Origin of the sequence: Streptomyces sp. NPDC101178, assembly GCF_044767965.1 — a bacterium.
Taxonomy (GTDB): Bacteria; Actinomycetota; Actinomycetes; order Streptomycetales; family Streptomycetaceae; genus Streptomyces.
This window is the reverse complement of the sequence record NZ_JBIWOZ010000002.1, coordinates 1-25,857: the sequence shown is the minus strand read 5'-3', so window position 1 is coordinate 25,857 and position 25,857 is coordinate 1. Positions and strand designations below refer to the sequence as shown.

Annotated in this window: 20 protein-coding genes; 16 read left to right on the top strand and 4 right to left on the bottom strand. The window is 69.4% G+C overall.

Going from position 1 to position 25,857, the window contains the following annotated elements:
* Positions 1-38 precede the first annotated feature (38 nt).
* Positions 39-1,379, bottom strand: coding sequence for a type VII secretion protein EccE (gene eccE, locus ACIRR8_RS04260; protein ID WP_404058774.1), 1,341 nt, complete (start codon positions 1,377-1,379; stop codon positions 39-41).
* A gap of 183 nt (positions 1,380-1,562) precedes the next feature.
* On the opposite strand from eccE, the gene eccB reads away from it, so the two are divergent.
* From eccB to ACIRR8_RS04225, 7 genes are all read left to right on the top strand, one after another.
* A complete protein-coding gene (gene eccB, locus ACIRR8_RS04255) occupies positions 1,563-3,089 on the top strand; it encodes a type VII secretion protein EccB (RefSeq protein ID WP_404058772.1) in 1,527 nt (508 codons plus the stop codon).
* Positions 3,090-3,103: 14 nt separating this feature from the next.
* Positions 3,104-4,360 (top strand): type VII secretion-associated serine protease mycosin, encoded by a 1,257-nt coding sequence (gene mycP, locus ACIRR8_RS04250; RefSeq protein WP_404058769.1) that lies wholly within the window; start codon positions 3,104-3,106, stop codon positions 4,358-4,360.
* 183 nt (positions 4,361-4,543) lie between these two features.
* Positions 4,544-4,993, top strand: coding sequence for a hypothetical protein (locus ACIRR8_RS04245; RefSeq protein ID WP_356752859.1), 450 nt, complete (start codon positions 4,544-4,546; stop codon positions 4,991-4,993).
* Positions 4,990-6,672: a hypothetical protein gene (locus ACIRR8_RS04240; RefSeq protein ID WP_404058767.1), complete on the top strand. Its 1,683-nt coding sequence runs from the start codon at positions 4,990-4,992 to the stop codon at positions 6,670-6,672. The genes ACIRR8_RS04245 and ACIRR8_RS04240 overlap by 4 nt, the downstream gene beginning before the upstream one ends.
* 25 nt (positions 6,673-6,697) lie before the next feature.
* On the top strand, positions 6,698-7,957 hold the full coding sequence (locus ACIRR8_RS04235; protein WP_404058764.1) for a S8 family serine peptidase: 1,260 nt from the start codon (positions 6,698-6,700) through the stop codon (positions 7,955-7,957).
* Positions 7,958-8,030: 73 nt separating this feature from the next.
* Entirely contained in the window at positions 8,031-8,393 is a 363-nt protein-coding gene (locus tag ACIRR8_RS04230; RefSeq protein WP_404058761.1) for a WXG100 family type VII secretion target, read from the top strand.
* A gap of 34 nt (positions 8,394-8,427) precedes the next feature.
* On the top strand, positions 8,428-8,727 hold the full coding sequence (locus tag ACIRR8_RS04225; protein ID WP_404058759.1) for a WXG100 family type VII secretion target: 300 nt from the start codon (positions 8,428-8,430) through the stop codon (positions 8,725-8,727).
* 249 nt (positions 8,728-8,976) lie between these two features.
* On the opposite strand, the gene eccCa is transcribed toward ACIRR8_RS04225, so the two are convergent.
* A complete protein-coding gene (gene eccCa / locus ACIRR8_RS04220; protein WP_404058756.1) occupies positions 8,977-12,954 on the bottom strand; it encodes a type VII secretion protein EccCa in 3,978 nt (1,325 codons plus the stop codon).
* Positions 12,955-13,259: 305 nt separating this feature from the next.
* On the opposite strand from eccCa, the gene eccD reads away from it, so the two are divergent.
* The 6 genes from eccD (at position 13,260) to ACIRR8_RS04190 (ending at position 20,382) form a co-directional block, all read left to right on the top strand.
* A complete protein-coding gene (gene eccD / locus ACIRR8_RS04215) occupies positions 13,260-14,762 on the top strand; it encodes a type VII secretion integral membrane protein EccD (RefSeq protein ID WP_404060629.1) in 1,503 nt (500 codons plus the stop codon).
* Between the two features lie 195 nt (positions 14,763-14,957).
* The gene (rpsO, locus tag ACIRR8_RS04210) at positions 14,958-15,248 is read left to right on the top strand and encodes a 30S ribosomal protein S15 (protein ID WP_355880623.1); all 291 of its coding nucleotides are present in this window, start codon (positions 14,958-14,960) and stop codon (positions 15,246-15,248) included.
* Positions 15,249-15,537: 289 nt separating this feature from the next.
* Positions 15,538-17,751, top strand: coding sequence for a polyribonucleotide nucleotidyltransferase (locus tag ACIRR8_RS04205; RefSeq protein WP_404060626.1), 2,214 nt, complete (start codon positions 15,538-15,540; stop codon positions 17,749-17,751).
* Positions 17,748-19,127 carry a M16 family metallopeptidase gene (locus tag ACIRR8_RS04200; RefSeq protein WP_404058753.1) on the top strand — a complete coding sequence of 460 codons (1,380 nt, stop codon included), beginning with the start codon at positions 17,748-17,750 and terminating at the stop codon, positions 19,125-19,127. The genes ACIRR8_RS04205 and ACIRR8_RS04200 overlap by 4 nt, the downstream gene beginning before the upstream one ends.
* Positions 19,128-19,153: 26 nt before the next feature.
* Positions 19,154-19,906, top strand: a complete 753-nt coding sequence (dapB, locus tag ACIRR8_RS04195; protein WP_404058750.1) for a 4-hydroxy-tetrahydrodipicolinate reductase — start codon at positions 19,154-19,156, stop codon at positions 19,904-19,906.
* An 11-nt stretch (positions 19,907-19,917) separates the two neighbouring features.
* Positions 19,918-20,382 carry a hypothetical protein gene (locus tag ACIRR8_RS04190; protein ID WP_404058748.1) on the top strand — a complete coding sequence of 155 codons (465 nt, stop codon included), beginning with the start codon at positions 19,918-19,920 and terminating at the stop codon, positions 20,380-20,382.
* Between the two features lie 110 nt (positions 20,383-20,492).
* Here the strand turns inward: ACIRR8_RS04190 and ACIRR8_RS04185 are convergent, their stop codons facing one another.
* Together ACIRR8_RS04185 and ACIRR8_RS04180 are read right to left on the bottom strand one after the other, a co-directional pair.
* Positions 20,493-21,044 (bottom strand): hypothetical protein, encoded by a 552-nt coding sequence (locus ACIRR8_RS04185; protein ID WP_404058746.1) that lies wholly within the window; start codon positions 21,042-21,044, stop codon positions 20,493-20,495.
* A gap of 124 nt (positions 21,045-21,168) precedes the next feature.
* Positions 21,169-21,408: a hypothetical protein gene (locus tag ACIRR8_RS04180; RefSeq protein WP_404058744.1), complete on the bottom strand. Its 240-nt coding sequence runs from the start codon at positions 21,406-21,408 to the stop codon at positions 21,169-21,171.
* Positions 21,409-21,605: 197 nt separating this feature from the next.
* On the opposite strand from ACIRR8_RS04180, the gene thyX reads away from it, so the two are divergent.
* The 3 genes from thyX to ACIRR8_RS04165 all read left to right on the top strand — a co-directional run bounded on the left by thyX (position 21,606) and on the right by ACIRR8_RS04165 (position 25,219).
* Positions 21,606-22,343: an FAD-dependent thymidylate synthase gene (thyX, locus tag ACIRR8_RS04175; RefSeq protein WP_258469052.1), complete on the top strand. Its 738-nt coding sequence runs from the start codon at positions 21,606-21,608 to the stop codon at positions 22,341-22,343.
* 150 nt (positions 22,344-22,493) lie between these two features.
* Positions 22,494-23,393 carry a 4-hydroxy-tetrahydrodipicolinate synthase gene (gene dapA / locus ACIRR8_RS04170; protein WP_404058742.1) on the top strand — a complete coding sequence of 300 codons (900 nt, stop codon included), beginning with the start codon at positions 22,494-22,496 and terminating at the stop codon, positions 23,391-23,393.
* Between the two features lie 140 nt (positions 23,394-23,533).
* On the top strand, positions 23,534-25,219 hold the full coding sequence (locus tag ACIRR8_RS04165; protein WP_404058739.1) for a ribonuclease J: 1,686 nt from the start codon (positions 23,534-23,536) through the stop codon (positions 25,217-25,219).
* The last annotated feature ends 638 nt before the right edge of the window (positions 25,220-25,857 follow it).

The window sequence follows — 25,857 nt, the reverse complement described above, 5'->3', positions numbered from 1 at the left end:
CCCCGGTCCGTTCCCCGACCCGTTCCCCGGTCCGTTCCTCACCGGGCTCCTCCCAGCGGAAGCGTCGCGAGCACACCGGGCAGCTGTTCGCGGTCCAGCCGCGCCAGGCCCACCTTCGCGTGCCGGGCGGCCTGCTCCAACGTCCTTCGTACGCCGACCAGTTCGGTGTCCGACCCGCCGGTCACCCGGACATGGCCGCTGACGCTCGTCTCGCCCTGCCGCTCCCCGCGCCGCACGGTCAGGCTGAAGGTCGTGGCGTACGCGGGCACCGAGGTCAGCAGCGCGACCAGCTGCGGGAGCGGCGTCGCGCCCCGGCCCAGCTCGGGCCAGCGGTCCACGGCGTACGTCGTGTGCCACCGGTCGTCGCACCGCCAGACCCGCGAGGTCTCCATCGTGCGCCGCTGCGGTGCGGCGTCCGGGCGCCCGGTGCGGCCCGAGAGCAGCGGGTTGGCGCAGGCGGAGGTGGCGACGGCCGAGTTCAGCTCGTCCTGGTCCAGCACCACCGCCCGGAACCCGGCCCCGGTGATCCGGCTCGCCACATGGTCCGCGACCCGCACCAGAGCGCGCTGCGCCCCTTCCATACCGCCGCCGCGCGCCTCGATGGCCTCCCGGCACAGCTCCGGGTCCAGCTTCACCGCCACCCAGGTCATCCGCAGCGCGGGCGCCCCGGTCTTGTCCTGGAGCGGCCCGTACGACAGACGGGCCACCGACTGCTGCGGCAGATGCGGCGCCGGAGCGGCCCGTACCTGCTGCACCAACTGCGCCGACTCCAGCACGATGTCGTCGACCCGCAGGGCGTCGCCGAGCAGCGACAGCGGGAGCGAACGGGCGCCGAACGCGGGCCGCAGCGCCTCACCGCTCGCCTCGACCCGTACCGCGGCGGTGAGGAAGGTGCCGTCGCCGAGCATGCCGACCGTGCGGTGGTTCCGGTCGACGTGGATGTGCGGGCCGAAGCCGGGGACGTTCTCCGCGACCGGGGCGAGCATCGGTTCGGAGTCGGCGCCCGCCGCCGAGGCCGTCCGCCGCCGCGCCCTCAAGGCCAGGGCGCCGGCCAGCCACTCCTGGAGCGCGCGGCCCCGGCGGCGTACCACCGCGAGCAGCACCAACAGCACGACGAGCACGCCGGCGGGCACCAGCCACGCACCGCCGAGCGCCGCACCCACGACGGCCACCGCGAGGGCCGCCTCGATGGTCACCAGCTGCCGCCGCAGCGGCCGCACCCGGCCGGTCCGCGCGGTGGCGCGCAGGGTGGTGGCGGCGGGAGCGTCCGACGCGGTGGCGGAGGTCGGGGCGGCCGGCTCGTTGCTGCGTTGCCGACGGGAAGGACCGGAGGCCCGGCGGTCGGACCGCCCGGTACGCTCGCGCGTAGCTGCACCCATTGCCGCGTTGCCCCCTCGTGTCCCGTATTCGCCGTTTTCCGTACGGGTGTTGACCGGTTGGTCACCCTACCTGAGCAGTGGGGGCCAGGCCCCTGGGGGCATAGTAGGGGCCCGGTGCGACACCAGGGGCCGACGAGGCGTGTGGCACCCTGGTCGACCATCGGGGAGAAGGGGCAGCGGAACATGGCATCACGGCGGGATGAGCTCAACGCCTACACCTTTGCGAAGCGGAGGTTGATCGCACAGTTCCTGCAGCCCCATCCGACCGGCTCCGAGGAAGGCGCACCTCGCCCGCTGCGCGCGGTCGTGCCGGGAGCGATCATCGGCGTCGTCGTCCTCGCCGTCTTCGGCGCCTGGGGCATGTTCAAGCCGGTGGCCCCCAAGGACTGGGACAACCCCAACGAGAACGTCATCATCGCCAGCAAGTCCACCACCCGTTATGTGGTGTTGACGACCGACGGCAAGAAGCAGCTCCACCCGGTCCTGAACATGTCCTCGGCCAAGCTGCTGCTCGCCCAGGACCAGGGCAAGGTCGTCAACGTCGACGAATCCGTCCTCGACAACGGCACGATCCCGCACGGCGCGACCCTCGGCATCCCGTACGCCCCCGACCGGCTGCCCGACCCCAAGGACGCCGGATCCGCCAAGCGTTGGGCGGTCTGCGAGCAGCCCGGTGAGGGCGGCCGGGCCATCCAGAAGGCCGCGTTCGTCTTCGCCGAGCGCGAGGAGAACAAGACCGAGGGCACATCGAAGCTGCGCGGCGGCGAGACGATGTACGTCGAGGGGCCCGACCGCACCCGCTACCTGGTGGACGCCGAAGGCAAGGCGTACCCGCTCACCGACGACGAGCTGCTGCTGCGCACCCTGGTCGACCAGAACACCAAGCCCCAGCGGGTCTCGGCCCAGTGGCTGGCGACGCTGCACCGCGGCGACCGGATCACCTTCCCGCCCCTGGACGGCGACCCGGGGCAGCCCGCCGGCGTCCCGGGCACCCTGGACAGCGACGCGAACCGGGTCGGCATGGTCCTGGCCGCCACCGCCGGAACCAGGACCCAGCAGTACGTCGTCCTCCCCGGCCGGGTCGCCCCGGTCTCGGACTTCATCGCCAAGCTCCTGCTCAGCAGCCGCGACCTGGACAAGCTCGACCAGGCGGGCCAGGAGAAGCCGGTGGGCGCCTCGGCGTTCTCACCGGGCCCGGCCTTCGGCGCGGAGCGGGACTGGCCCGTCCACGAGCCGAAGCCCGTCAACTCCCCGGACGCCACGAAGGGAAGCCGGAACACCGTGTGCAACGTCCTGCGCGACGTCGACGCCGACAACGGCGCCACCACCCTCTCCACCTGGGTGGGTGCGAACTTCCCGGCGACGCTCCCCACCGGCTCCTCCAGCGCGTACGTCACGCCCGGATCCGGCGAGTTCTTCCGCCAGTTCCAGGGCTCGAAGACCGACGTCGGCTTCCTCTTCCTGGTCACCGACACCGGACTGCGGTACGCGATGCAGTCCAACAGCGACAGCGGACAGGACGGATCCGGCATCGGCGAGTCCGGCTCGGAGGAGGAGCGGCAGCAGCGCCGCCAGGAGGCCCAGCAGGCGCAGAACCTGCTCGGTTACAAGGACGTCGACCCCACGCCGGTCCCGGCCGCCTGGTCCACGTTCCTGCCGACGGGCCCCCGGCTCTCGACGGGCGCGGCGAGCCAGCCGCAGGGTTCGTGAGGAGCGGTACGCAGATGACGCGCCCCACGCCGCCTGCTCCGGCCAGGCGCCTGCTGACCGCGACGGCGGCCACCGGATTCCTCCTGGTCGCCCTCCCGGCCCCCACGGCCGCCGCGGACGGCACGACCCAGTGCACCTTCGGCGGAAAGATGTACCCCGGCCGCCCCTGGTCGTTGCAGCGGGTCCTCATGGACGAGCTGTGGAAGCAGTCCACCGGCAAGGGGGTCCGGGTCGCGGTCATCGACACCGGCGTCGACGTGAAGAACCCTCAGCTGACCCGTGCCGTGGACGTCAAGGCGGGCAAGAACTTCCTGCCGAAGAAGCTCAAGACCGAGGACGGCCGGGAGATCGAACGCGGCAAGGAGAACGGGACCACGGACACCGTGGGCCACGGCACCAAGGTCGCCGGCATCATCGCCGCGCGCGAGGCGAACGGCACGGGCTTCACCGGCCTCGCCCCCGACGCGACGATCATCCCGATCCAGCAGAACGACGCCGACGGCAACGGAACGGCACGGACCCTGGCCGACGCGATCCGCTACGCCGTCGACACGGCGAAGGCCGACATCATCAACATCTCCCAGGACACCGCCGACGCCGTCGAGCCGGCACCACGCCTCAAGGAGGCGGTGGACCACGCCCTCGGCAAGGAGATCGTGGTCATCGCCTCGGCGGGCAACGACGGGGTGGACGGCAAAGCGAAGCTGACCTACCCCGCCTCCTACGAAGGCGTCCTCGCCGTAGCCTCATCGGACCGGAACAACGAACGCGCGTACTTCTCCCAGGGCGGCCCGTTCGTCGGCATCGCCGCCCCCGGCGTCGACATGATCTCCACCGTGCCCGGCGGCGGCCACTGCGCCGACAACGGCACCAGCTTCTCCGCCCCGTACGTCGCCGGGGTCGCCGCGCTGATCAAGGCGAAGCACCCCGGCTGGACGCAGCGGCAGATCGTGGCCCAGCTCCAGCAGACGGCGGAACGCTCGGTGGCGGGCCACGACCGCCACGTGGGCTGGGGCGTCGTCGACCCGGTACGCGCGCTGACCGAGGACGACGAGCCGATCGAACGCCCGGTCGCGAGCGAAGGCATGAGCAAAGGCGAAGCCCCGGCCACGGCCCAGTTCCAGCTCGGCGAAACGGCCGACGAACGCAACGCCCGCCTGGCGACGTATGTCGTCGTGGGCGGCGGTGTCCTGGTGGCCGCGATCGCCGGCACTGCAGTGGCCGTACGGGACACACGACGCCGCACGAGGCGGGCGGCGGGCGGCGGCTGACGGGAGGGGAGCGTCGGCCTGACGCAGGCCTGGCGCTGGAGAGCTACGACTTGACGCATGAGACAAGTCACGTGGCCACCAACCCAATTGGCCCGGCGCCACGCAGTGACTAGAGTTACCGGCTGAGATGGGCTCGGATCGCACCGATGCGATAGCAACGCGGAACGATCCGAGCAAACGGGGATGCATAACGGGGAGGACGGCATGGGGACCGGTCCAGGTGACCTCAGGCGTGGTGTAGGCGCGCTGGAGACGTTCAAGAAGCGGGTGGACGCCCTGCTCGCGGACCTGGAAGGCTCGGCGGCCGGCAAGTCGAAGGTGGCGGCCCAGACGGTGTCGCGCGCCTCCTTGAGCGGCCCGAACGCCCGCTTCGCGGAGGCGGACGGCCTCTACACCCAGTACAACCGCGTACACGAGTCCTTGGTCTCGCTCTCCCGGTCGCTGGGCGACCAGATCGAGTACCTGAGCCTGGGCGTGCACGCGGCGGCGGTCGGCTTCGACAACGTCGACGACGAGACGCGGCGGCGCTTCCACGAGATCCAGACGCGGATGGATCGGGAGCGGGACGAAGCCGCCCAGCAGAAGAAGCGCAGTGACGACGACGGGTTCGATTCCGGGTGGGGAGCGAAGTGAGCGACGATAAGCAGCCGGAACTGACCCCTGCCGAACAGCAGAAGCAGGACGAGGGCCGCGTCAATAGCCAGTTGGTCGTCACCGATATGACCGAGCTGGGCCGGGAGGTCCTGAGCCTCTTTCCTTTCGGAGGCGGCGGCAGCAGAGCAGGCCGTACCTCGTTCGAGGGACACGACCTCAACGCCATCATCGACCTGGTGGAGAACGCCAACCCGGCGGACATGGAAAACGCGGGCAAGGCGCTCTGGGAGGCCAGGGACGCGATCCAGCGTGCGTCAAAGGAGCTGAGCGACTACATCAAGGGGGTCGACTGGCAGGGCGAGTCCGGTGAGGCGTTCCGCAAGTGGGGCCTGGGCCTGGCCACCCACGCCGAGAAGCTCGGCGACTTCGCGGACGCGGCGGGCACCCAGATCACGGTGGCCGGCACCGGCCTGGCATCGGTACGCAACTCCATGCCGCCGCGCGACCGCCGGATGATCCAGACGGACGTGGACGAGATCCTGTTCCCGGCCCGGACCGAGACCAACCCGCAGTACGCGGCGGCCCTCACGGTGGAGAAGAACCGCCAGGAGGCCATCAACCAGATCAACCGGCTGGCGTCGTACTACGCGGTGTCGGAGGAGGTGCTGGCGGGGCAGGAACCGCCGCGGTTCGACAGTCGGCTCGGGGTCGATGTGCCCAAGCCGGATGGGCAATCGGAATATCGGCCCGAAAGCCCTTCATCACCACGTGGTAATGATCTTTCGGGTAGCAGCGCGGCACCGATCGCTCCGGTGCGCGCAGTACTCGGAGAATCCGGCGCAGTGGGCCCTGCCAGCGACCGTACGCCGGGAGAAAACCTCGGATCGACGCCCGTCCTGGACAAGAGCACATCCACAGAGATCAACAGTGTTGCGACTCCGTCCGCCCCGACGGTGACCACGGGCACCGCTCCCACCCCGTCGGCCACCGGCGGCTCGGTACCGGTCAACACACCGGCCCCGCCGATGGCGCCCAGTTTCGGCACCCGGGGGTCGGCGGGTTCCTCGCGTGCCACGGGTTCACCGGCTGCGCCCCGGTCAGCCACCCAGACCGGAGCAGGTCTGGGCAAGGCAGCCTCCACGGGCGCGAGTGCGACAGCCAGAGGTGCCACCGGTACGCCCGTCGGCCGGCCAAGCCCGATGACAGGTGGACCGTCAGCCACGGGGCGTTCCGTCGGAGGCACACAGCTGCCGACGGCCGGTCAGTCCGGCGTGATGGGCGGCCGCCCCATGCCCGCACACGGCGGCACCGCCGCACCTACTGGCGCTCGTACGGGACAGGGCAACGGCATCGTGGGCGGAACTCCGCAGCGCGCCACCTCTGGTGCGGCCGGGACCGGCGGGGCTCGTGCAGTCCCGCGAGGAACGGTGATCGGCGGACCCGGCGGGAGTGGCAGTGCCCCGCGCTCCGGCCAGCGAGGCGCGCCTGTCCCGGGTGCCAACGGAGTGGTCGGCGCCCCCCGAGGCACGTTGAGCTCTGCGTCCAAGGGCTTCACTGCCGGTGGCGCAGGCCTAGTCCGTGGATTTTCCGGTCGGCGGAATGAAGACCGGAAGGACGAGGAGAACACCGGATCGACCCGTCCGGACTACCTGACGGAAGACGAAGAAACATGGGCGGCCCGACGGCGCGGAGCCGTGCCGCCGGTGGTCGAGCAGTAGTCCCAGGGAAGGTTCTGACGTCAGGATGACAGCGGGAATGAGTCGGCCACACAAGCGTGTACTCGGTGCACTGGCTGTGACAGCTTCGTGGAGCTTGGTTTTTGTTGGCGTGGCACAGTCAGCCGCAGCAGCGGACGTGCAGTCCAAGCAGTGGTACCTGAAGGCCATGCAGGCTGAGGAAATGTGGAAAGTCACGACCGGCGAAGGCATCAAACTTGCTGTCATCGACACGGGTGTCAATGCGTCCACTCCATCCCTGCAAGGGCAGACGCTCAAGGGCTTCGATGCCACAGGTGCCGAGGGGGATGAGAACGACGACTACAGCGGCCATGGCACGACGATGGCCGAATTGATTGCCGGAACGGGGAAGGGTGGCGGAATCAAAGGCCTCGCCCCCGGCGCGAAGATCATCCCGATGCGTATCGGAGACAGCGACTTTCAGAAAAAGCACTCCTCCAACGTGCACGACTGGGCGGATGCCATTCGCGCCGCTGCCGACAGCGACGCAAAGATCATCAGTATGTCGTTCAGCAGCCCGTACTCCACGGAACAAGAGCGCGAAGCGGCCAAGTACGTCGAGAGCAAAGGAAAGCTGTTTTTCGCTGCGGTCGGGAATGACGGCCAAGGGCGCAACAGAGACGCGTATCCGGCGGCATACCGCCAGGTAGTAGGTATCGCTGCAGCGGATGAGCGGGGGAAAGTCGCGGAATCTTCACAGAACGGGAATACAGTGGACATCGCTGCTCCCGGAAAGACGCTTCCGCGGTGGTGTGACAATTCCTTCCAGAGCTACTGCGACGGAGACGGCGGAACCAGCTCCGCCACCGCCATCGCCTCCGCCTCCGCCGCCCTAGTCTGGTCCGCCAACCCCGACTGGACCGCCAACCAGGTCCTCAACGTCCTCTTCGACACGGCCGGAAGGGACTGGGAGAAGGGCACTCTCAGCAAGTACCTCGGCCACGGCCTCATCCGCCCCGCCATGAACATCCTCAAGGGCAAGGGCGACCCCGGAGACCCCGACATCAGCCCCCTCACCGAGGAGCGGACCGGCGGCTCCCCGGCCTCGCCCGCCGCCTCCGCCGCGCCCTCCTCCTCCGCCCCCGCCGGCGAACAGCCCGCCCAGAACGAGGGCGCCGACAAGGTCGACGAGACCGTCGCAGCGGGCGACAGCGCGGCGGGGTCCGACGGCGGCGTCCCGCTGAGCCTGATCCTCGGTGGCATCGCAGGCGTCGCCGTCCTCGGCGGGGTGGTCTTCGCCGTCGTCCGCAGACGCGGCGCGGCCTGACCTCAGATTCCTCACATGTACCGGCCGGCGATCCATGCCGGCTTGCAGGATCCACCGGAACGAAAGGAAAGCCATGTCGGCAGACCAGAAGGTCTCAGCTGAAGCCCTACTCCGGCTCGAAGGCCAGCTCTCCGAGCGGTTCGACTCGGTAAAGGGCCAGCTCAAGCAGTTGCAAGCGACCATCGACAGCCTGGAAGGCGCCTGGAAGGGCATCGGGGCCGGTCACTTCAACCAGAAGCAGTCCGAGATCAACAAGAGCATGGTCGGCATCGGCAACGAGCTGCTGCGCTTCCAGGAGGCCATCAAGGCCGCTCGTACCATCTCCGGCGACAACGAGGACCAGATCAAGGCGGCTCTCATGGGCGTCGACGTCGTCGACGGCTACTCGGGCGACGCCGCGGCCACGGCCCGTACCTCGAACCTGAACAACTTCTGACCGGTATTCCGTAACTCGACTGAAGGAGGACCACATGGCCACCAACGACGGTACGACGGTCGTCACTTATGCCAGCCTCGACCTCGCGGCCGCGTCGATCGATCGTCAGGCCAAGCAGCTCGACCAGGACCTCCGGGCGATCAAGAGCATGATCGCCTCGGTCTCGGAGCTGTGGGAGGGCGAAGCCAAGACGGCCTACCGCGCCGCGCAGGACCGGTGGGACCTGCAGGCGACGGGCATCAAGGAGAACCTGGCCCAGATCTCCCGCGCCGTGCGTGACGCGGAGACGGCCTACCGCAGCGGTGACAAGCGCGCGGCGGCCAACTTCCAGTAGTCAGGTAGCCGGGTAGCCGGGTAGCCAGTAGCAGTTCCGGACCGGAAGAAGCAGCCTGCAAGGCAGCAGCACACACCATCAGGGTGGACACGCGCGGGAGGTGTCCACCCTGATGCATGCCCGCTGTACGTCAGCGCAGGCAAAGCGGACGTACAAGCAGACGTCCACGCGGACGCACATGCAGACGCACAAGCGGAAGTACAAAGGGGGGCGCCGAACACCCGGCGCCCCCACTTCCACCCGCAGCCCCTACCGCCCCCCGTCCACCAACCCCGTCTGCACCAGCGGGTTCCCCCGCCGCCGCGTGACGAAGACGCCCCGCCCCGCCGGCATCGGCCGCGGCCGTACGCCACCGAGGACATCGCCCTCCATCGGGTCGCCCGACAGCAGCACGCCCTGCGCGCCCAGCTCCGTCATGCGCTGGAGGAACGGGTCGTACAGCGCCCGGCTCGCGCCCGCCGTGTTGCGGGCGATGATGAAGCGGACGCCCACGTCACGGGCGAACGGCAGCAACTCCGTCAAGGATGACAGCGGGTTGCCGCTCGACGTGGCGACCAGGTCGAAGTCGTCGATGACCACGTAGACCGTCGGGCCGCGCCACCAGCTGCGGTCCCGCAGTTCCTGGGCCGTGACGTCGGCCGACGGCGTGCGGCGCTTCATCAGGTCGTGGAGCGCGACCATGTGGTGGTCCATGTTGTTGGACATGGGGATGTACTCCGCCAGGTGCGACGCAGGAGTCACATCCAGCAGCGAGCGCCGGTTGTCGATGACGAAGAGCTTGCAGGTGTCGCCGTCGTACCGCTCGGTGAGCTGCTCGATGACCAGCCGCAGCAGGTTCGACTTGCCGGACTCGCTCTCGCCGAAGATCAGGAAGAACGGGTCGTGGTCGAAGTCGACGAAGACCGGCGCCAGGTTGTTCTCGTCGATACCGATGGCGATCCCGCGCTCCGGAACGGCGTGGCCCGGCGGGAGTTCGGCCGCCGGAAGGGAGCGCGGCAGCAGCCGTACCTGCGGCGCGGGCGGAGCCGTCCAGTGCCGGGAGACCTCGGCGTTCATCGCGGCCGTCGCCTCGGACAGGTCGCTGTCGGAGTTGATGCCGTCGATGCGCGGCACCGCCGCCATGAAGTGCAGCTTCTCCGGCGTCAGCCCGCGCCCTGGCACGCCCGCCGGCACGTTGACCGCGATCTTGCGGTCCAGCTCGGAGTCCATGACGTCGCCGAGCCGCAGCTCCAGGCGGTTCATCAGGTGGTCCTTCAGGCTGGCCCTGACCTCCATGGAACGGGACGCGGTGACGACCAGGTGGATGCCGTAACCGAGGCCCCGCGCCGCGATGTCCACGACGGCGTTCTCCAAGGCGTCGTAATCCGTACGGAAGTTGCCCCAGCCGTCGATGATCAGGAAGACGTCACCCCACGGCTGGTCCGTCACCGAGATCTCGCCGCGCGCCCGCATCCGGCGGAAGGTGGCGATCGAGTCGATGCCCGCGCTGCGGAAGTACTCCTCGCGCCGCGACAGGATGCCGTACACCTCGGCGACCGTACGCCGCACCCGCTCCGGGTCCAGGCGCGAGGCGACCCCGCCGACGTGCGGCAGACCCGCGATGGACGACATGGAGCCGCCGCCGAAGTCCAGCCCGTAGAACTGGACTTCCTGCGGGGTGTGCGTGAGCGCGAAGCCCGCGATGAGCGTACGGAGCAGCGTCGACTTGCCGGACTGCGGGCCACCGGTGATCTGCATGTGGCCGGCCGCGCCGGAGAAGTCCCGGTACAACGTGTCGCGCCGCTGCTCGAACGGCTTGTCGATCACACCCAGCGGTACGACGAGGCGTCCCGCACCCTCGAACCCGGGCTGGGTCAGCCCGCGTCCCGGCACCGCCGAGAGCCCCGGCAGAATCTCGTCCAGCGACGGCGGGTTGTCCAGCGGCGGCAGCCACACCTGGTGGGCCGAGGCGCCGCGCCCCTCCAGCCGCCGCACGATCACGTCCAGCACCGTGTCCGCCAGCGCGTCGTCGTCCCCGGCCCGCTGCTCCGGCACCCCGGCCGTGGCTTCCGGGCTCGGCTGCACGTACCGCACCGGCACCGGCGCCGCGGTGAAAGCGACCGGCCTCCGGTCCACCGGCAGCGGCCCCCCGGACACGGCCGCCTGCCGGCCTTCCGCCCGGTACACCCCGGAGACGTACGCGGCCTTGAACCGCACCATCTCCTCCGTACCGAACTTGAGCAGCCCGGAACCCGGCACGTTCGGCAGGTGGTACGCGTCCGGCACCCCGATCGCCGCCCGCGACTCGCCCGCCGAGAAGGTCCGCAGGCCGATGCGGTACGAGAGGTACGTCTCCAGGCCCCGCAGCCGCCCCTCCTCCAGGCGCTGCGACGCCAGCAGCAGATGCACGCCCAGCGACCGGCCGATGCGCCCGATCTGCACGAACATGTCGATGAAGTCCGGCTTCGCCGTCAGCAGCTCGCTGAACTCGTCGATCACCAGGACCAGTGACGGGATCGGCTGCAGCGGCGCACCCGCCGCGCGCGCCTTCTCGTAGTCGTGGATGTTGGCGTAGTTGCCCGCGTCGCGCAGCATCTCCTGGCGGCGGTTGAGCTCACCGCTGATGGAGTCGCCCATGCGGTCCACCAGCGTCAGGTCGTCCGCCAGGTTGGTGATCACCGCGGCCACGTGCGGCATCTGCGCCATACCGGCGAAGGTCGCACCGCCCTTGAAGTCCGCGAGGACGAAGTTGAGGGTCTCCGAGGTGTGTGTGACGGCGAGGCCCAGCACCAGCGTGCGCAGCAGCTCCGACTTTCCGGAACCCGTCGCTCCCACGCAGAGCCCGTGCGGGCCCATGCCCTCCTGCGCCGCCTCCTTGAGGTCCAGCATCACCGGCGCGCCGCCCTCACCGACACCGATCGGTACCCGCAGCCGCTCGGCCTGCGCGCGCGGCCGCCAGGTCCGGCTCACCTCGATGGAGGCCGCGTCCCCCAGGTTCAGCAGATCGGTGAACTCCAGGTTGGCCAGCAGCGGTTCGTCGTCGTCCCCGCCCGTCGCCATGTGCAGCGGCGCCAGCTGACGGGCGAGCGCCTCCGCCGCCTCGTAACTCAGCAGGTCCGGCACCCCTTCGTAGACGAGGCCCTGTCCCGACTCCAGTTGCAGCGACTGCGGCTGCACCACGACCGAGAGCCCGCCGCGCGCCCCGGTCACCTCGCCCGGCACCACCTCGATGACGGTCACGCCCTGCAGCCCTTCGGCCGAGGCGAGCACCGACATCGGCGGCACCGAATCGCCGTCCAGGACGATGACGACGTGCGGCTGCTCCAGAAGCGGCTGGCCGCCGGGCTGGAAACGCGGCCGGCCGTCGAGCCGGGCCGCGAGCTGCTGCTCCAGCTCCAGCACACTGCCGGTGATCAGACGCCGGCTGCCGGCCCCGTCGGTCGTGCTCCTGTCCTGTACGTGGGGGAGCCACTTCGCCCACTCCCACCGCGGGGCCGCCTCGGCGCCCGCCGCGATCCCGATCACCAGGTCCTCGGGCGAGTGCAGCGAGGCCAGAGCGCCGACCATCGCCCGCGCCGAGGAGCGCGCGGACTCCGCGTGGCCGCTGACCGTCAGGTGGTAGAAGGCCCGCAGCGACACCGCCATCGGCAGGCCGTCCAGCGTGGAGTGCGTCGTCAGGAACTGCTGCATCGCGCCGGCCGTCAGCGGCTCCAGCTCCTCCACCGGCGCCGTCTCGGGCGCGATGAGCGGCGTGGCCAGCTCCTGGCTGCCGAGCCCGATCCGTACCTGCGCGAAGTCCGGGTCACCGACCCGCCGCTCCCACACCCGGCTGCCCTCGGCGACCAGCGCCCAGAGCTGCTCGGGCGAGGGGTGCAGATAGAACTGCGCGTCACGCTGCTTGCGCGCGGTCTTCACCACCGTGCGCCGGGTCTGCGTCAGGTACTTCAGATAGTCCCGCCGCATGTCCGCCAGCTGACCCTGCGTGCCCCGCCGGAAACGCACCATCATCGCGATCGCCATCGCCACCGTGGAGGCGATCATGATCACGCCCATGATCCGCATGATCGGGTTCGGCGTCATGAAGAAGAAGACGACCGAACCACCCATGCCCAGCATCGGCAGGAGCTGCATGAGCATGCCCTCCTGCTGGCCCCGGGGGAGCTCCGGCGGAGGTTGCAACTGCACCTGCTCGACCGGCACTTCGGAGGGCAGGGCCCGCGGTGGGCGCTTGACGACGACCTGGCTCACAGCTCACCAATTCCCTTGCCGGACGGAAGTGTTCCTATCGGCGCCCCCGTGGCGACGGGCTCCATCCGCGGGAGGGATCCTACTGGCGGAGCGGGGGTCCCATGGCGGTAGGGTGTCGCGATGCGTATACGCATCCGCTAACTACCGCAAGAAGACGGTCATTCGGGACGCGGGGCGGGATCCACCGCCCTGAGGGGTGTTTCCGGCAGAAGCTCCAGAACGGCACAGAGCGGTTTCTGGCGAAGCCGCGCTCACCTGGGAGCGCCACCGGACGTCCGGAGCAACAGGGGGAGCAGCAGGTGACAATGACGGCCCAAGCGGCAGCCACCACGACCGGCCGGCCGAGTCACGGGGTTACGTCCGGCAACGGCACGGGCTTCTGCCGGGTCACGGTCGTCGCACCCGACGGCCGGGTCGACGTGGCGTTGCCCGAGGACGTGCCCGTCGCGGACCTCTACCCCGAGATCCTCCGGCTCTCCGGACAGAGCCCCGCACCCGGCGCACCGGTCGGCTACCACCTCGTACGCCGCGACGGCACCGTCCTGGACAGCGCCCGTACGCTGGCCGGCCACCGCGTCCTCGACGGCGAGCTGCTCTCGCTGCGGCCCTTCGCCGAATCGCTGCCGCCCGCCGTCTTCGACGACGTCTCCGACGCCGTCGCCACCGCTGTGGCCAAGGACCGCACGCTCTGGGGCGACTCCCTCATGCGCGGTGCCGGCCTGTTCGGCGGCTCCACCCTGCTCAGCCTGCTCGGCTTCGTCCTCTGGACCGCCGACCCGCGCCACGACATGCACGGCCTGCCCGGCATCCTGGCCGCCACCACCGCCGTACTCCTGCTCGCCCTCGCCTGCGTCTGCGCACGGGTCTACGACGACCGGGGCTCGGCCATCGCGCTCGGCACCGGCGCGATGGTGAACGCCGCGGTCGCCGGCTCCGGGCTGCTCTCGCTCAGCGCGGGCCAGGGCGTGGGACGGCTGCAGTTCCTGCTGGCCTGCGCCGCCGTCCTGGTGGTCGCGGTCATCCTCATGATCACCGCACCGGGCGGCGACGGCCCGTTCGTCGCCTTCGTCTTCGCGAGCGCCACCGGCGTCGTCGTCACCTTCATCGCGATCAGCGCCGAGCTGACGCCCACCGAGGCCGCCGCCGTCTGCGCACCCTTCGCCGTCGGCGCGCTGGCCTTCCTGCCCGGCCTCTCCACCCGCTTCGCCCGCCTCCCCATCGGCTTCGAACCGCCGCGCTCCGCCGTCGGCGACTACGGCACCTCCGAGCCGGCGCCGCAGGGCCCGGTCGACGCCGTACGGATCGCCGCCCAGGCCCGCCGCGGCCATGAGCTGCTCCTCGGCCTGGTCGGCGGCTGCGCGCTGGTCGCCGTGGCCGCCGCCGCGGTGCTCGGCTTCTCTGACAACCTCTGGGGCCAGCTCCTCGCGCTCGCCACCGGCATCGCCATGCTGATGCGGGCCCACCTCTTCCGCTACACCGCCCAGGTCGGCTGCACGCTCGCCGCCGGCCTCGGCTCCCTGGTCTTCCTGGGCCTCGGCCTCTCCCTCAACCCGCCGCTCACCCTGGTCCGCGACGCGCTGCGGGGCGACAGCGCCGCACTGGACATCCGTACGGTGTGGCTCGCCGCCGCCGTCGCGGGTGTCGCCGCCCTGATCACCGCCATCGGTCTGATCGTGCCGCGCAAGGGGGTGACCCCGTTCTGGGGCCGCTTCCTGGAGATCGCCGAGACGGCCGTGCTGCTCACCCTGCTGCCCCTCTGCCTCGCGGTCTTCGACGTCTACCGCTCGATCCGGGCCCTCACCAGCTGACCACCGGCCCCCGGGCGGCCACCGTCCGGGCGTGACCCGAATGGCTGGTACTCTGACCAGTGGCCGTTTGTGTACGCCTCTCCGGATCATCCTGGGGACTGCGCTCATCGGACCTTCGCCTCCGAGTCACGGAAGCTCCCCTGAGAACAAGACCAGGGGCACTCGTGGGCGCTTCGAACATCAAGAGGAGTACGCGTGCCGCTCGACGCCGCTACGAAGAAGCAGATCATGGCCGACTTCGCGCAGAAGGAAGGTGACACCGGATCCCCCGAGGTCCAGGTCGCCATGCTCTCGCGCCGGATCTCGGACCTGACGGAGCACCTCAAGACGCACAAGCACGACCACCACTCCCGTCGTGGTCTGCTCATCCTGGTCGGCCAGCGTCGCCGCCTCCTGCAGTACCTGGCCAAGAAGGACATCCAGCGCTTCCGTGCGCTGGTCGACCGCCTCGGCATCCGCCGCGGTGCGGCCGGCGGCGCCAAGTAAGTACGCCGTGGAAAGGGAGCGGTTCCCGCGTCTGAGGGGACCGCTCCCTTTGCCGTACGTGCACAACCGGTGTCAAGCTCAGTAATCTGGACACCGGAACACCACGCAACACCAGCGCAACACCGGGGAGAGGCGCAGTGACGCCGCCGCCGGTCCTCGGTAGTGGCCCCCGGGAACATGCCCGGGAGCTTCGATCGAAGACCGGCCCGCACCACGGTGCGCCTCTCCCGCACCGTCCTCCGCCACACGGGCGGCAGGACGAAAGACGACGAGTATGGAGAAATCACTAGTGGAGAACGAGACCCACTACGCCGAGGCCGTCATCGACAACGGAACCTTCGGCACCCGCACCATCCGCTTCGAGACGGGCCGCCTGGCCAAGCAGGCCGCCGGCTCCGCCGTCGCGTACCTGGACGACGACACCATGGTGCTGTCGGCCACCACCGCTTCCAAGCGGCCCAAGGACAACCTCGACTTCTTCCCCCTCACGGTGGACGTCGAGGAGCGGCAGTACGCGGCCGGCAAGATCCCCGGCTCCTTCTTCCGTCGTGAGGGCCGGCCCTCCGAGGACGCGATCCTCACCTGCCGCCTGATCGACCGCCCGCTGCGCCCCTCCTTCAAGAAGGGCCTGCGCAACGAGATCCAGATCGTCGAGACGATCATGGCGCTCAACCCCGACCACCTGTACGACGTGGTCGCGATCAACGCCGCCTCCTGCTCCACCATCCTGGCGGGCCTGCCCTTCTCCGGCCCGATCGGCGCCACCCGCGTCGCCCTGATCAAGGGCCAGTGGGTCGCGTTCCCGACGCACACCGAGCTCGAGGACGCCGTCTTCGACATGGTGGTCGCCGGTCGCGTCCTGGAGGACGGCGACGTCGCGATCATGATGGTCGAGGCCGAGGCCACCGAGAAGACCATCCAGCTCGTCAAGGACGGCGCCGAGGCTCCCACCGAGGAGATCGTCGCCGCCGGTCTGGACGCCGCGAAGCCCTTCATCAAGGCGCTCTGCAAGGCCCAGTCCGACCTCGCCTCCAAGGCCGCCAAGCCGATCGGCGAGTTCCCGGTCTTCCTGGACTACCAGGACGACGTCTTCGAGGCGCTCGCCAAGGCCGTCACCTCCGAGCTGACGCAGGCGCTCACCATCGCCGGCAAGCAGGACCGCGAGGCCGAGCTGGACCGCGTCAAGGAGATCGCCGCAGAGAAGCTTCTGCCGGCGTTCGAGGGCCGCGAGAAGGAGATCTCCGCCGCGTACCGTTCGCTGACCAAGAAGCTGGTCCGCGAGCGTGTCATCAAGGACAAGGTCCGCATCGACGGCCGTGGCGTCACGGACATCCGTACGCTCGCCGCCGAGGTCGAGGCCATCCCGCGCGTGCACGGCTCGGCGCTGTTCGAGCGTGGCGAGACCCAGATCCTGGGCGTCACCACCCTCAACATGCTCCGTATGGAGCAGCAGCTGGACACCCTCTCCCCGGTGACCCGCAAGCGCTACATGCACAACTACAACTTCCCGCCGTACTCCGTCGGTGAGACCGGCCGCGTGGGCTCGCCCAAGCGCCGCGAGATCGGCCACGGTGCGCTCGCCGAGCGCGCCATCGTGCCGGTGCTGCCGTCGCGCGAGGAGTTCCCGTACGCGATCCGCCAGGTCTCCGAGGCGCTGGGCTCCAACGGCTCGACGTCCATGGGCTCGGTCTGCGCCTCCACCATGTCGCTGCTGAACGCCGGTGTGCCGCTCAAGGCCGCCGTCGCCGGTATCGCCATGGGCCTGATCTCGCAGGAGATCGACGGCAAGACCCACTACGTCGCCCTCACCGACATCCTCGGTGCGGAGGACGCCTTCGGCGACATGGACTTCAAGGTCGCCGGTACGAAGCAGTTCGTGACCGCGCTCCAGCTCGACACCAAGCTCGACGGCATCCCCGCCTCGGTCCTGGCCGCCGCGCTGAAGCAGGCCCGTGACGCGCGTCTGCACATCCTGGACGTCATGAACGAGGCCATCGACGTCCCGGACGAGATGTCCCCGAACGCCCCGCGGATCATCACCGTCAAGATCCCGGTGGACAAGATCGGTGAGGTCATCGGCCCCAAGGGCAAGATGATCAACCAGATCCAGGAGGACACCGGCGCCGACATCACGATCGAGGACGACGGCACCATCTACATCGGTGCCCAGCAGGGTTCGCAGGCCGAGGCCGCCCGCGCCACGATCAACGCCATCGCCAACCCGACCATGCCGGAGGTCGGCGAGCGCTACCTGGGTACGGTCGTCAAGACGACCACCTTCGGCGCGTTCGTCTCGCTCATGCCGGGCAAGGACGGCCTGCTGCACATCTCGCAGATCCGCAAGCTCGCCGGTGGCAAGCGCGTGGAGAACGTCGAGGACGTGCTCGGCGTCGGCGCCAAGGTCCAGGTCGAGATCGCCGAGATCGACTCCCGCGGCAAGCTCTCCCTCATCCCCGTCATCGAGGGTGAAGAGGACGAGACGAAGGACGACACCGACAAGTGACGTCCCGTAGTTCCGCGACGACGGCCCGCACCTCCTCGGAGGCGCGGGCCGTCGCCCGTACCCAAACGCTTCTCAAGGGCACAGGCGGCATCGGCACCGTCCGCCGCACCGTCCTCCCCGGCGGTCTGCGGATCGTCACCGAGACCCTGCCCTCCGTCCGGTCCGCCACCTTCGGCATCTGGGCCAACGTCGGCTCCCGCGACGAGACGCCCACCCTGAACGGCGCGACCCACTACCTGGAACACCTCCTCTTCAAGGGCACCGCCAGGCGCAGCGCCCTCGACATCTCCTCGGCGATCGACGCGGTCGGCGGAGAGATGAACGCCTTCACGGCGAAGGAGTACACCTGCTACTACGCGCGGGTCCTCGACACCGACCTGCCGCTCGCCATCGACGTGGTCTGCGACATGCTGACCGGCTCGCTGATCGCCCCCGAGGACGTCGACGCCGAGCGCGGCGTCATCCTCGAAGAGATCGCGATGACCGAGGACGACCCGGGCGACTGCGTGCACGACCTGTTCGCGCACACGATGCTCGGCGACACCCCGCTCGGCCGCCCGGTCCTCGGCACCGTCGACACGATCAACGCCCTGAACCGGGGCCAGATCGCCCGCTTCTACAAGAAGCACTACGACCCCACGCACCTGGTCGTCGCCGCCGCGGGCAACGTCGACCACGCCACGGTCGTACGCCAGGTCCGCCGCGCCTTCGAGAAGGCAGGCGCCCTCTCCCGTCACGACGCGGTCCCCATGGCGCCCCGTCAGGGCTCCCGCACCCTGCGCACCGCCGGCAGGGTCGAGTTGCTGAACCGCAAGACCGAGCAGGCCCACGTGGTCCTCGGCATGCCCGGCCTCGCGCGTACCGACGACCGCCGCTGGGCGCTCGGCGTGCTCAACACCGCCCTCGGAGGCGGAATGAGCTCGCGCCTCTTCCAGGAGGTCCGGGAGAAGCGCGGCCTGGCCTACAGCGTGTACTCGTACACCTCGGGCTTCGCCGACTGCGGCCTCTTCGGCGTCTACGCGGGCTGCCGGCCCAGCCAGGTCCACGACGTCCTGAAGATCTGCCGGGACGAGCTGGACCGGGTCGCCACCCACGGCCTGGGCGACGACGAGATCACCCGCGCCATCGGCCAGCTCTCCGGCTCCACCGTCCTCGGCCTGGAGGACACCGGCGCGCTGATGAACCGGATCGGCAAGAGCGAGCTGTGCTGGGGCGAGCACATGTCGGTGGACGACATGCTCGCCCGGATCGCGGAGGTCACCCCCGACGACGTACGGGAGGTGGCGGGCGAGCTCCTCACCCACCGCCCTTCGCTGTCGGTCATCGGCCCGCTCAAGGACAAGCAGGCTGACCGCCTCCACGAAGCGGTCTCCTAATCCCTTAATCCCTTAAGGAAGACAAGATGAGCAAGCTGCGCGTAGCCGTTCTCGGCGCTCAGGGCCGGATCGGCTCCGAGGCCGTACGGGCGATCGAGGCCGCCGACGACCTGGAGCTGGTGGCGGCCCTGGGCCGGGGCGACAAGCTGGAGGCCCTCGCCGAGGCGGGCGCCCAGGTCGCCGTCGAGCTGACCACCCCCGCGTCGGTCATGGGCAACCTCGACTTCTGCGTCCGGCACGGCATCCACGCCGTCGTCGGCACCACGGGCTGGACCGACGAACGGCTCGCGCAGCTCACCGCCTGGTTGGAGAACTCTCCGGAGACCGGTGTCCTCATCGCCCCGAACTTCTCCATCGGCGCCGTCCTGACCATGAAGTTCGCGGAGCAGGCCGCCCGCTACTTCGAGTCGGTCGAGGTCGTCGAGCTCCACCACCCCAACAAGGTCGACGCGCCTTCCGGCACCGCCACCCGCACGGCTCAGCTCATCGCGGCGGCCCGCGCGAAGGCGGGCAACGCGCCGCAGCCGGACGCGACGACGACCGCCCTGGACGGCGCGCGCGGCGCGGAAGTCGACGGCGTCCCGGTCCACGCGATCCGCCTCCGCGGACTGCTGGCCCACCAGGAAGTGCTGCTCGGCGGCGAGGGCGAGACCCTCACCATCCGCCACGACTCCCTCCACCACAGCAGCTTCATGCCGGGCATCCTGCTCGGCACCCGGCGCGTGGTGACCACTCCCGGCCTCACGTTCGGCCTGGAACACTTCCTCGACCTGAACTGACTGAGCCCACCATGCGCGCAAAGATCACCTACTTCGTCACGGCCGCCGTCCTGGTCTTCTACTTCTTCCTGGTCGGCAGCCGCGGCCTGATGCTCATCAGGCACGGCACGCTGGTCACGGTCACGTTCGGCGTAGCCGTGCTGATCCTGCCGGTGATCGGCGTCTGGTTCCTCTGGAAGAACACCCAGTTCGTCCGCCGCGCCAACGCGCTCGCCGCCGAACTCGACGCGGAGGGCGGCCTCCCGGTCGACGACCTGGCCCGCACGCCGTCCGGCCGCATCGACCGGGACGCCGCCGACGCGGTCTTCACGAAGCGCCGCGAAGAAACGGAAGACGCCCCGGACGACTGGCGCGCCTGGTTCCGCCTGGCGGTGGCCTACCAGGACGCAAGGGACACACCGAGGGCCCGCAAGGCGATGCAAAGGGCGATCGCGCTGCGTGCGGGCAAGCCCCAATCAAGCCCGTCCGGCGTCTGAGGACACCACATCAAGCCCGCCCGGCGATTGGGGACACCTTTCCCGCCTTTACGCAGGTGAGCCCGGGACCGACTTACGGTCCCGGGCTCACCTGCGTAAACGGCGCACGGCTACCCGTGCCGATACTCATCCGCCCAAGCCTCCACCGCATCCGTGGCCCGCTCGAACGCCTCCTCGCGCCCGAGGAAGTCCGCGTTGTGGTCGGAGGCCAGCGGCGGCAGGGTCTCACCGTTCTGCCGGACCACGATCAGCGCCTGGCCCTGCACCGTACGAGGCAGCCCCAGCCACTTCACGGGCTGCTGGACCGTACGGACGGAGGCGGTGGCCCCCCACGGCACCGTGGTGGTCCGGAAGAACCCCACACGCCGCACGCCATGCCGGCTGACCCACGCACCGACCCGCAGGAGCCGCAGTGCTCCACCGATCAGCGCACCGGCCAGCAGCAGACAGACCAGAGCCCCCGAAGGCGCCCCGGCGAAGGCGATGATCATCGCCGCGAGCAGAACGAACGAGGCCAGCAACAACAGGCCGGCCGCCGCCGCGACCCGCCACGGGCCGGGGCGGTAGGGCCGCCGCCAGCTGTCGTGGTCGTCGAACGGCAGCGCAACGTCGTCCGCGCTCGCGTCGAATGCGCGGTCGGCCGTCAGAAAGGGCAGGGGCACGACTCATCCTCACTCACAAGCACGCTCGATTGCTGTGCCCGGTGAGGCTACCGAGGCGCCTCCCGGCCCGACCACCCCAGGGGGTCCGTACGAGTAAAAGTCCGGCGCCCCCCGGGGACGTGACTCAGCGGCCCTGGGACGCCTCGGACTGATTGCCGTGCGAGGCGGACGAACCGGAGTCGAGCGCCGGAATACCCAGCAGCAGCGACCCCACGAGCCCGGCGACCACGGTCAGCCCGACGAGGGAGCGGCCCAGCAGCTCGGGAACGCTGGCGCGCGGAGAGGGAGGAGGAGTGACATTACTGCGGAACCGGTCGGACTCGGCGACGAACGAGAACGGGACGGATTCACGCCGGCGGAACATGAGGAAGCTCTCCTTGATCTCAGTGGCGGGTGCTGCTAATGAGTCAGACGTACGAACGGCCGGATCGGTGCCCGAATCGCCGTACTTCTTGGACGGACTCCACGAATGGCTGCCCGACACCGCCGTGTGCATGCGTCGCCCACCCGGCCCGTAAAGTGGTCGCCGCCCGAGCGCCGCCCCTGGAAGGACCCCCGCCGGTGACCGACACCCCCGAACCCGCAAAGCCCCACTTCCGCAGCGATGTCACCGTCGAGCTGGTGAAAAGCGCCGCGGGCGACGCGGACGTGCTGTTCGCCGCCCGGGTCTCCACCGCCGGCGAGCAGTCGTTGGAAGAGGTCACCAAGGACCCGGAGCGGTCCAAGGGGCTGATCAACTACCTCATGCGGGACCGGCACGGCAGCCCGTTCGAGCACAACTCGATGACCTTCTTCATCAGCGCCCCGATCTTCGTGTTCCGCGAGTTCATGCGGCACCGCGTGGGCTGGTCGTACAACGAGGAATCGGGCCGCTACCGGGAGCTGGAGCCGGTCTTCTACGTCCCCGGAACCTCCCGCAAGCTGGTCCAGCAGGGCCGCCCCGGCAAGTACGAGTTCGTCGAGGGCACCGAGGCCCAGTACGACCTCACCACCCGCGCCATGGAGGAGTCCTACAGGGCCTCCTACGCCGCGTACCAGGAGATGCTGGCGGAGGGCGTGGCCCGCGAGGTGGCCCGCGCGGTCCTGCCGGTCGGCCTGTTCTCCTCCATGTACGCCACCTGCAACGCACGCTCCCTGATGCACTTCCTCGGCCTGCGTACGCAGCACGAGCTGGCGACGGTCCCGTCCTTCCCGCAGCGCGAGATCGAGATGGTCGGCGAGCAGATGGAAGCCCACTGGCAGCAGCTCATGCCGCTCACGCATGCGGCCTTCAACAAAAATGGACGAGTAGCCCCGTAGGCGGTGTCCGTATTGCGGCGTTTCGAGAAGTTCATCTAGGCTGATCAAACGGACCCGGCACTGCTTGAACCCCCGAGCAGGCAGTGCCGGGCTCCTCTTCCCCGTCCCCCTAGGGGGACCACGCGCTGAGCAGCGAGTAGCGTGTTACCCATGGCTCCGATCTCCACTCCGCAGACCCCCTTCGGGCGGGTCCTCACCGCTATGGTCACGCCCCTCACGGCGGACGGCGCTCTCGACCTCGACGGCGCCCAGCGGCTCGCCGTCCACCTGGTGGACGCAGGCAACGACGGGCTGATCGTCAACGGCACCACCGGTGAGTCCCCGACCACCAGTGACGCGGAGAAGGACCAGCTCGTACGGGCGGTGCTCGAAGCGGTCGGCGACCGGGCGCACGTCGTCGCCGGCATCGGGACCAACGACACCCGGCACAGCGTCGACCTCGCCCGCACCGCCGAGCGCACCGGCGCCCACGGCCTCCTCGCGGTCACGCCGTACTACAACAAGCCGCCGCAGGAAGGCCTCCTGCGCCACTTCACGGCCATCGCCGACTCCACCGGCCTGCCCGTGATGCTGTACGACATCCCCGGCCGCAGCGGCGTCCCGATCGACACCGAGACCCTCGTCCGGCTCGCCGACCACCCGCGGATCGTCGCCAACAAGGACGCCAAGGGAGACCTCGGCCGCGCCAGCTGGGCCATCGCCCAGTCCGGCCTCGCCTGGTACTCCGGCGACGACATGCTCAACCTGCCGCTCCTCTCGGTCGGCGCGGTCGGCTTCGTCTCCGTCGTCGGCCACGTCGTCACCCCGGACCTGCGGGCACTGGTCGAGGCCCACCTCGGCGGCGACGTGCAGAAGGCCACCGAGATCCACCAGAAGCTGCTCCCGGTCTTCACCGGCATGTTCCGCACCCAGGGCGTCATCACCACCAAGGCCGCGCTGACGCTCCAGGGCCTCCCGGCCGGACCGCTGCGCCTGCCCCTGGTGGAACTCACCGCACAGGAGACGGCCCAGCTCAAGATCGACCTGGCCGCCGGCGGGGTACAGCTCTAACCACAGACTTCACAACTGAATGAAGAGAACGAGCGAGGCACCTCGCGAAGAGCAGCACCCCAAGACAACTGCAAGTGCACGAATGACATGCGCGCCACGTGCCTCAGCGGTACGTGGCGCGTGTGGTTAAGGAGAGTCTTTTGAGCCATCCGCACCCTGAACTCGGTACCCCCCCGAAGCTCCCGAAGGGCGCCCTGCGGGTCACCCCGCTCGGCGGCCTGGGCGAGATCGGCCGCAACATGACGGTCTTCGAGTACGGCGGCCGCCTGCTCATCGTCGACTGCGGCGTCCTCTTCCCGGAGGAGGAGCAGCCGGGCATCGACCTGATCCTCCCGGACTTCACCACGATCCGGGACCGCCTGGACGACATCGAGGGCATCGTCCTCACGCACGGCCACGAGGACCACATCGGTGGTGTCCCGTACCTGCTGCGTCTGAAGCCGGACATCCCCCTCATCGGTTCCAAGCTGACCCTCGCGCTCATCGAGGCGAAGCTCCAGGAGCACCGCATCCGCCCCTACACCCTTGAGGTGCGGGAGGGGCAGCGCGAGCGCATCGGCGTCTTCGACTGCGAGTTCATCGCGGTCAACCACTCCATCCCGGACGCTCTCGCGGTCGCCATCCGCACCCCCGCGGGCATGGCCGTCGCCACCGGTGACTTCAAGATGGACCAGCTTCCGCTGGACGGCCGCCTCACGGACCTGCACGCGTTCGCGCGCCTCAGCGAGGAGGGCATCGACCTCCTCCTCTCGGACTCCACGAACGCCGAGGTCCCGGGCTTCGTTCCGCCGGAGCGGGACATCTCCAACGTCCTGCGCACGGTCTTCGCCAACGCCCAGAAGCGCATCATCGTGGCCAGCTTCGCCAGCCACGTGCACCGCATCCAGCAGATCCTGGACGCCGCCCACGAGTACGGCCGCAGGGTCGCCTTCGTCGGCCGCTCGATGGTCCGCAACATGGGCATCGCCCGTGACCTCGGCTACCTGAAGGTCCCCGCGGGCCTGGTCGTCGACGTCAAGACCCTCGACGACCTCCCGGACGACGAGGTCGTGCTGGTCTGCACGGGCTCACAGGGCGAGCCGATGGCGGCCCTCTCCCGGATGGCCAACCGCGACCACCAGATCCGGATCGTTCCCGGCGACACGGTGATCCTGGCGTCGTCCCTCATCCCCGGCAACGAGAACGCGGTCTACCGCGTGATCAACGGCCTGACCCGCTGGGGCGCCAACGTCGTCCACAAGGGCAACGCCAAGGTCCACGTCTCGGGCCATGCCTCGGCCGGCGAGCTGCTGTACTTCTACAACATCTGCAAGCCGAAGAACCTGATGCCGGTCCACGGCGAATGGCGCCACCTCAGGGCCAACGCCGAGCTGGGAGCCCTCACCGGCGTGCCCAAGGACCACATCGTCATCGCCGAGGACGGCGTGGTCGTCGACCTCATCGACGGCAAGGCCAAGATCGTCGGCAAGGTCCAGGCCGGTTACGTGTACGTCGACGGCCTCTCCGTCGGCGACGTCACCGAGACCTCCCTCAAGGACCGCCGCATCCTCGGCGACGAGGGCATCATCTCGGTCTTCATCGTCGTCGACAGCTCCTCCGGCAAGATCGTGGGCGGCCCCCACATCCAGGCCCGGGGCTCCGGCATCGACGACAGCGCCTTCGTCGGCGTCACCCCGAAGATCCAGGAAGCCCTGGACAAGTCGGCCCAGGACGGCGTGATGGAGCCCCACCAGCTCCAGCAGATGGTCCGCCGGACGGTCGGCAAGTGGGTCTCCGACACCTACCGCCGACGCCCGATGATCCTCCCGGTCGTCGTCGAGGTCTGACCCTCCTGACCAGCCCGTACGGGAGCGGGGCCCCTCGATTTGCATCGGGGCGCCCCGCTCCAGTACGTTTACGGCTCCGCCTGACCGGGAAGTACTGCGCGCACCTCGTGCACCGGGCCACTCCGACGGGGCGGGAATTCCGACTCAGAATCTCTGATAAAGTCGGATGCGCCGAAAGGCAAGGCCACTCCACAGGCCACCGGAAATCGAATTCGGACCGGAAACGGAACGAAAAAGAGTCTGGTAAAGTTGGAACCGCCGGAAAGGGAAAACGCGAAAGCGAAGAACCTGGAAAGCGAAACCGCACGGCCCGCTTCGACCGGGAGTCAGACACCGGAAAGTGTCTGATAGAGTCGGAAACGCAAGACAGCGAGACAAAAGAAGTAAATGAAGGGAAGCGCCCGGAGGGCCCCGGTGATACGGGACCGAAGGAAGCGTCCGTTCCTTGAGAACTCAACAGCGTGCCAAAAGTCAACGCCAGATATGTTGATACCCCGGCCTGCACCTGGTGCAGGTTGGTGGTTCCTTTGAAAAGTCCTACTCGTTCACTTCGGTGGCGGTAGGCAGTAACACAGCGAGGACGCTGTGAACGACGGGTCTTATTCCGACCGGTTGTTCCGCTCTCGTGATGTGTGCAC

Coding starts and splice junctions, on each gene's coding strand:
- mycP (WP_404058769.1), top strand. CDS start 3,104: ATGACGCGCCCCACGCCGCCTGCTCCGGCCAGGCGCCTGCTGACCGCG.
- ACIRR8_RS04180 (WP_404058744.1), bottom strand. CDS start 21,408: ATGTTCCGCCGGCGTGAATCCGTCCCGTTCTCGTTCGTCGCCGAGTCC.
- dapB (WP_404058750.1), top strand. CDS start 19,154: ATGAGCAAGCTGCGCGTAGCCGTTCTCGGCGCTCAGGGCCGGATCGGC.
- dapA (WP_404058742.1), top strand. CDS start 22,494: ATGGCTCCGATCTCCACTCCGCAGACCCCCTTCGGGCGGGTCCTCACC.
- ACIRR8_RS04230 (WP_404058761.1), top strand. CDS start 8,031: ATGTCGGCAGACCAGAAGGTCTCAGCTGAAGCCCTACTCCGGCTCGAA.
- ACIRR8_RS04245 (WP_356752859.1), top strand. CDS start 4,544: ATGCATAACGGGGAGGACGGCATGGGGACCGGTCCAGGTGACCTCAGG.
- eccD (WP_404060629.1), top strand. CDS start 13,260: ATGACGGCCCAAGCGGCAGCCACCACGACCGGCCGGCCGAGTCACGGG.
- ACIRR8_RS04225 (WP_404058759.1), top strand. CDS start 8,428: ATGGCCACCAACGACGGTACGACGGTCGTCACTTATGCCAGCCTCGAC.
- eccB (WP_404058772.1), top strand. CDS start 1,563: ATGGCATCACGGCGGGATGAGCTCAACGCCTACACCTTTGCGAAGCGG.
- ACIRR8_RS04190 (WP_404058748.1), top strand. CDS start 19,918: ATGCGCGCAAAGATCACCTACTTCGTCACGGCCGCCGTCCTGGTCTTC.
- eccE (WP_404058774.1), bottom strand. CDS start 1,379: ATGGGTGCAGCTACGCGCGAGCGTACCGGGCGGTCCGACCGCCGGGCC.
- ACIRR8_RS04235 (WP_404058764.1), top strand. CDS start 6,698: ATGACAGCGGGAATGAGTCGGCCACACAAGCGTGTACTCGGTGCACTG.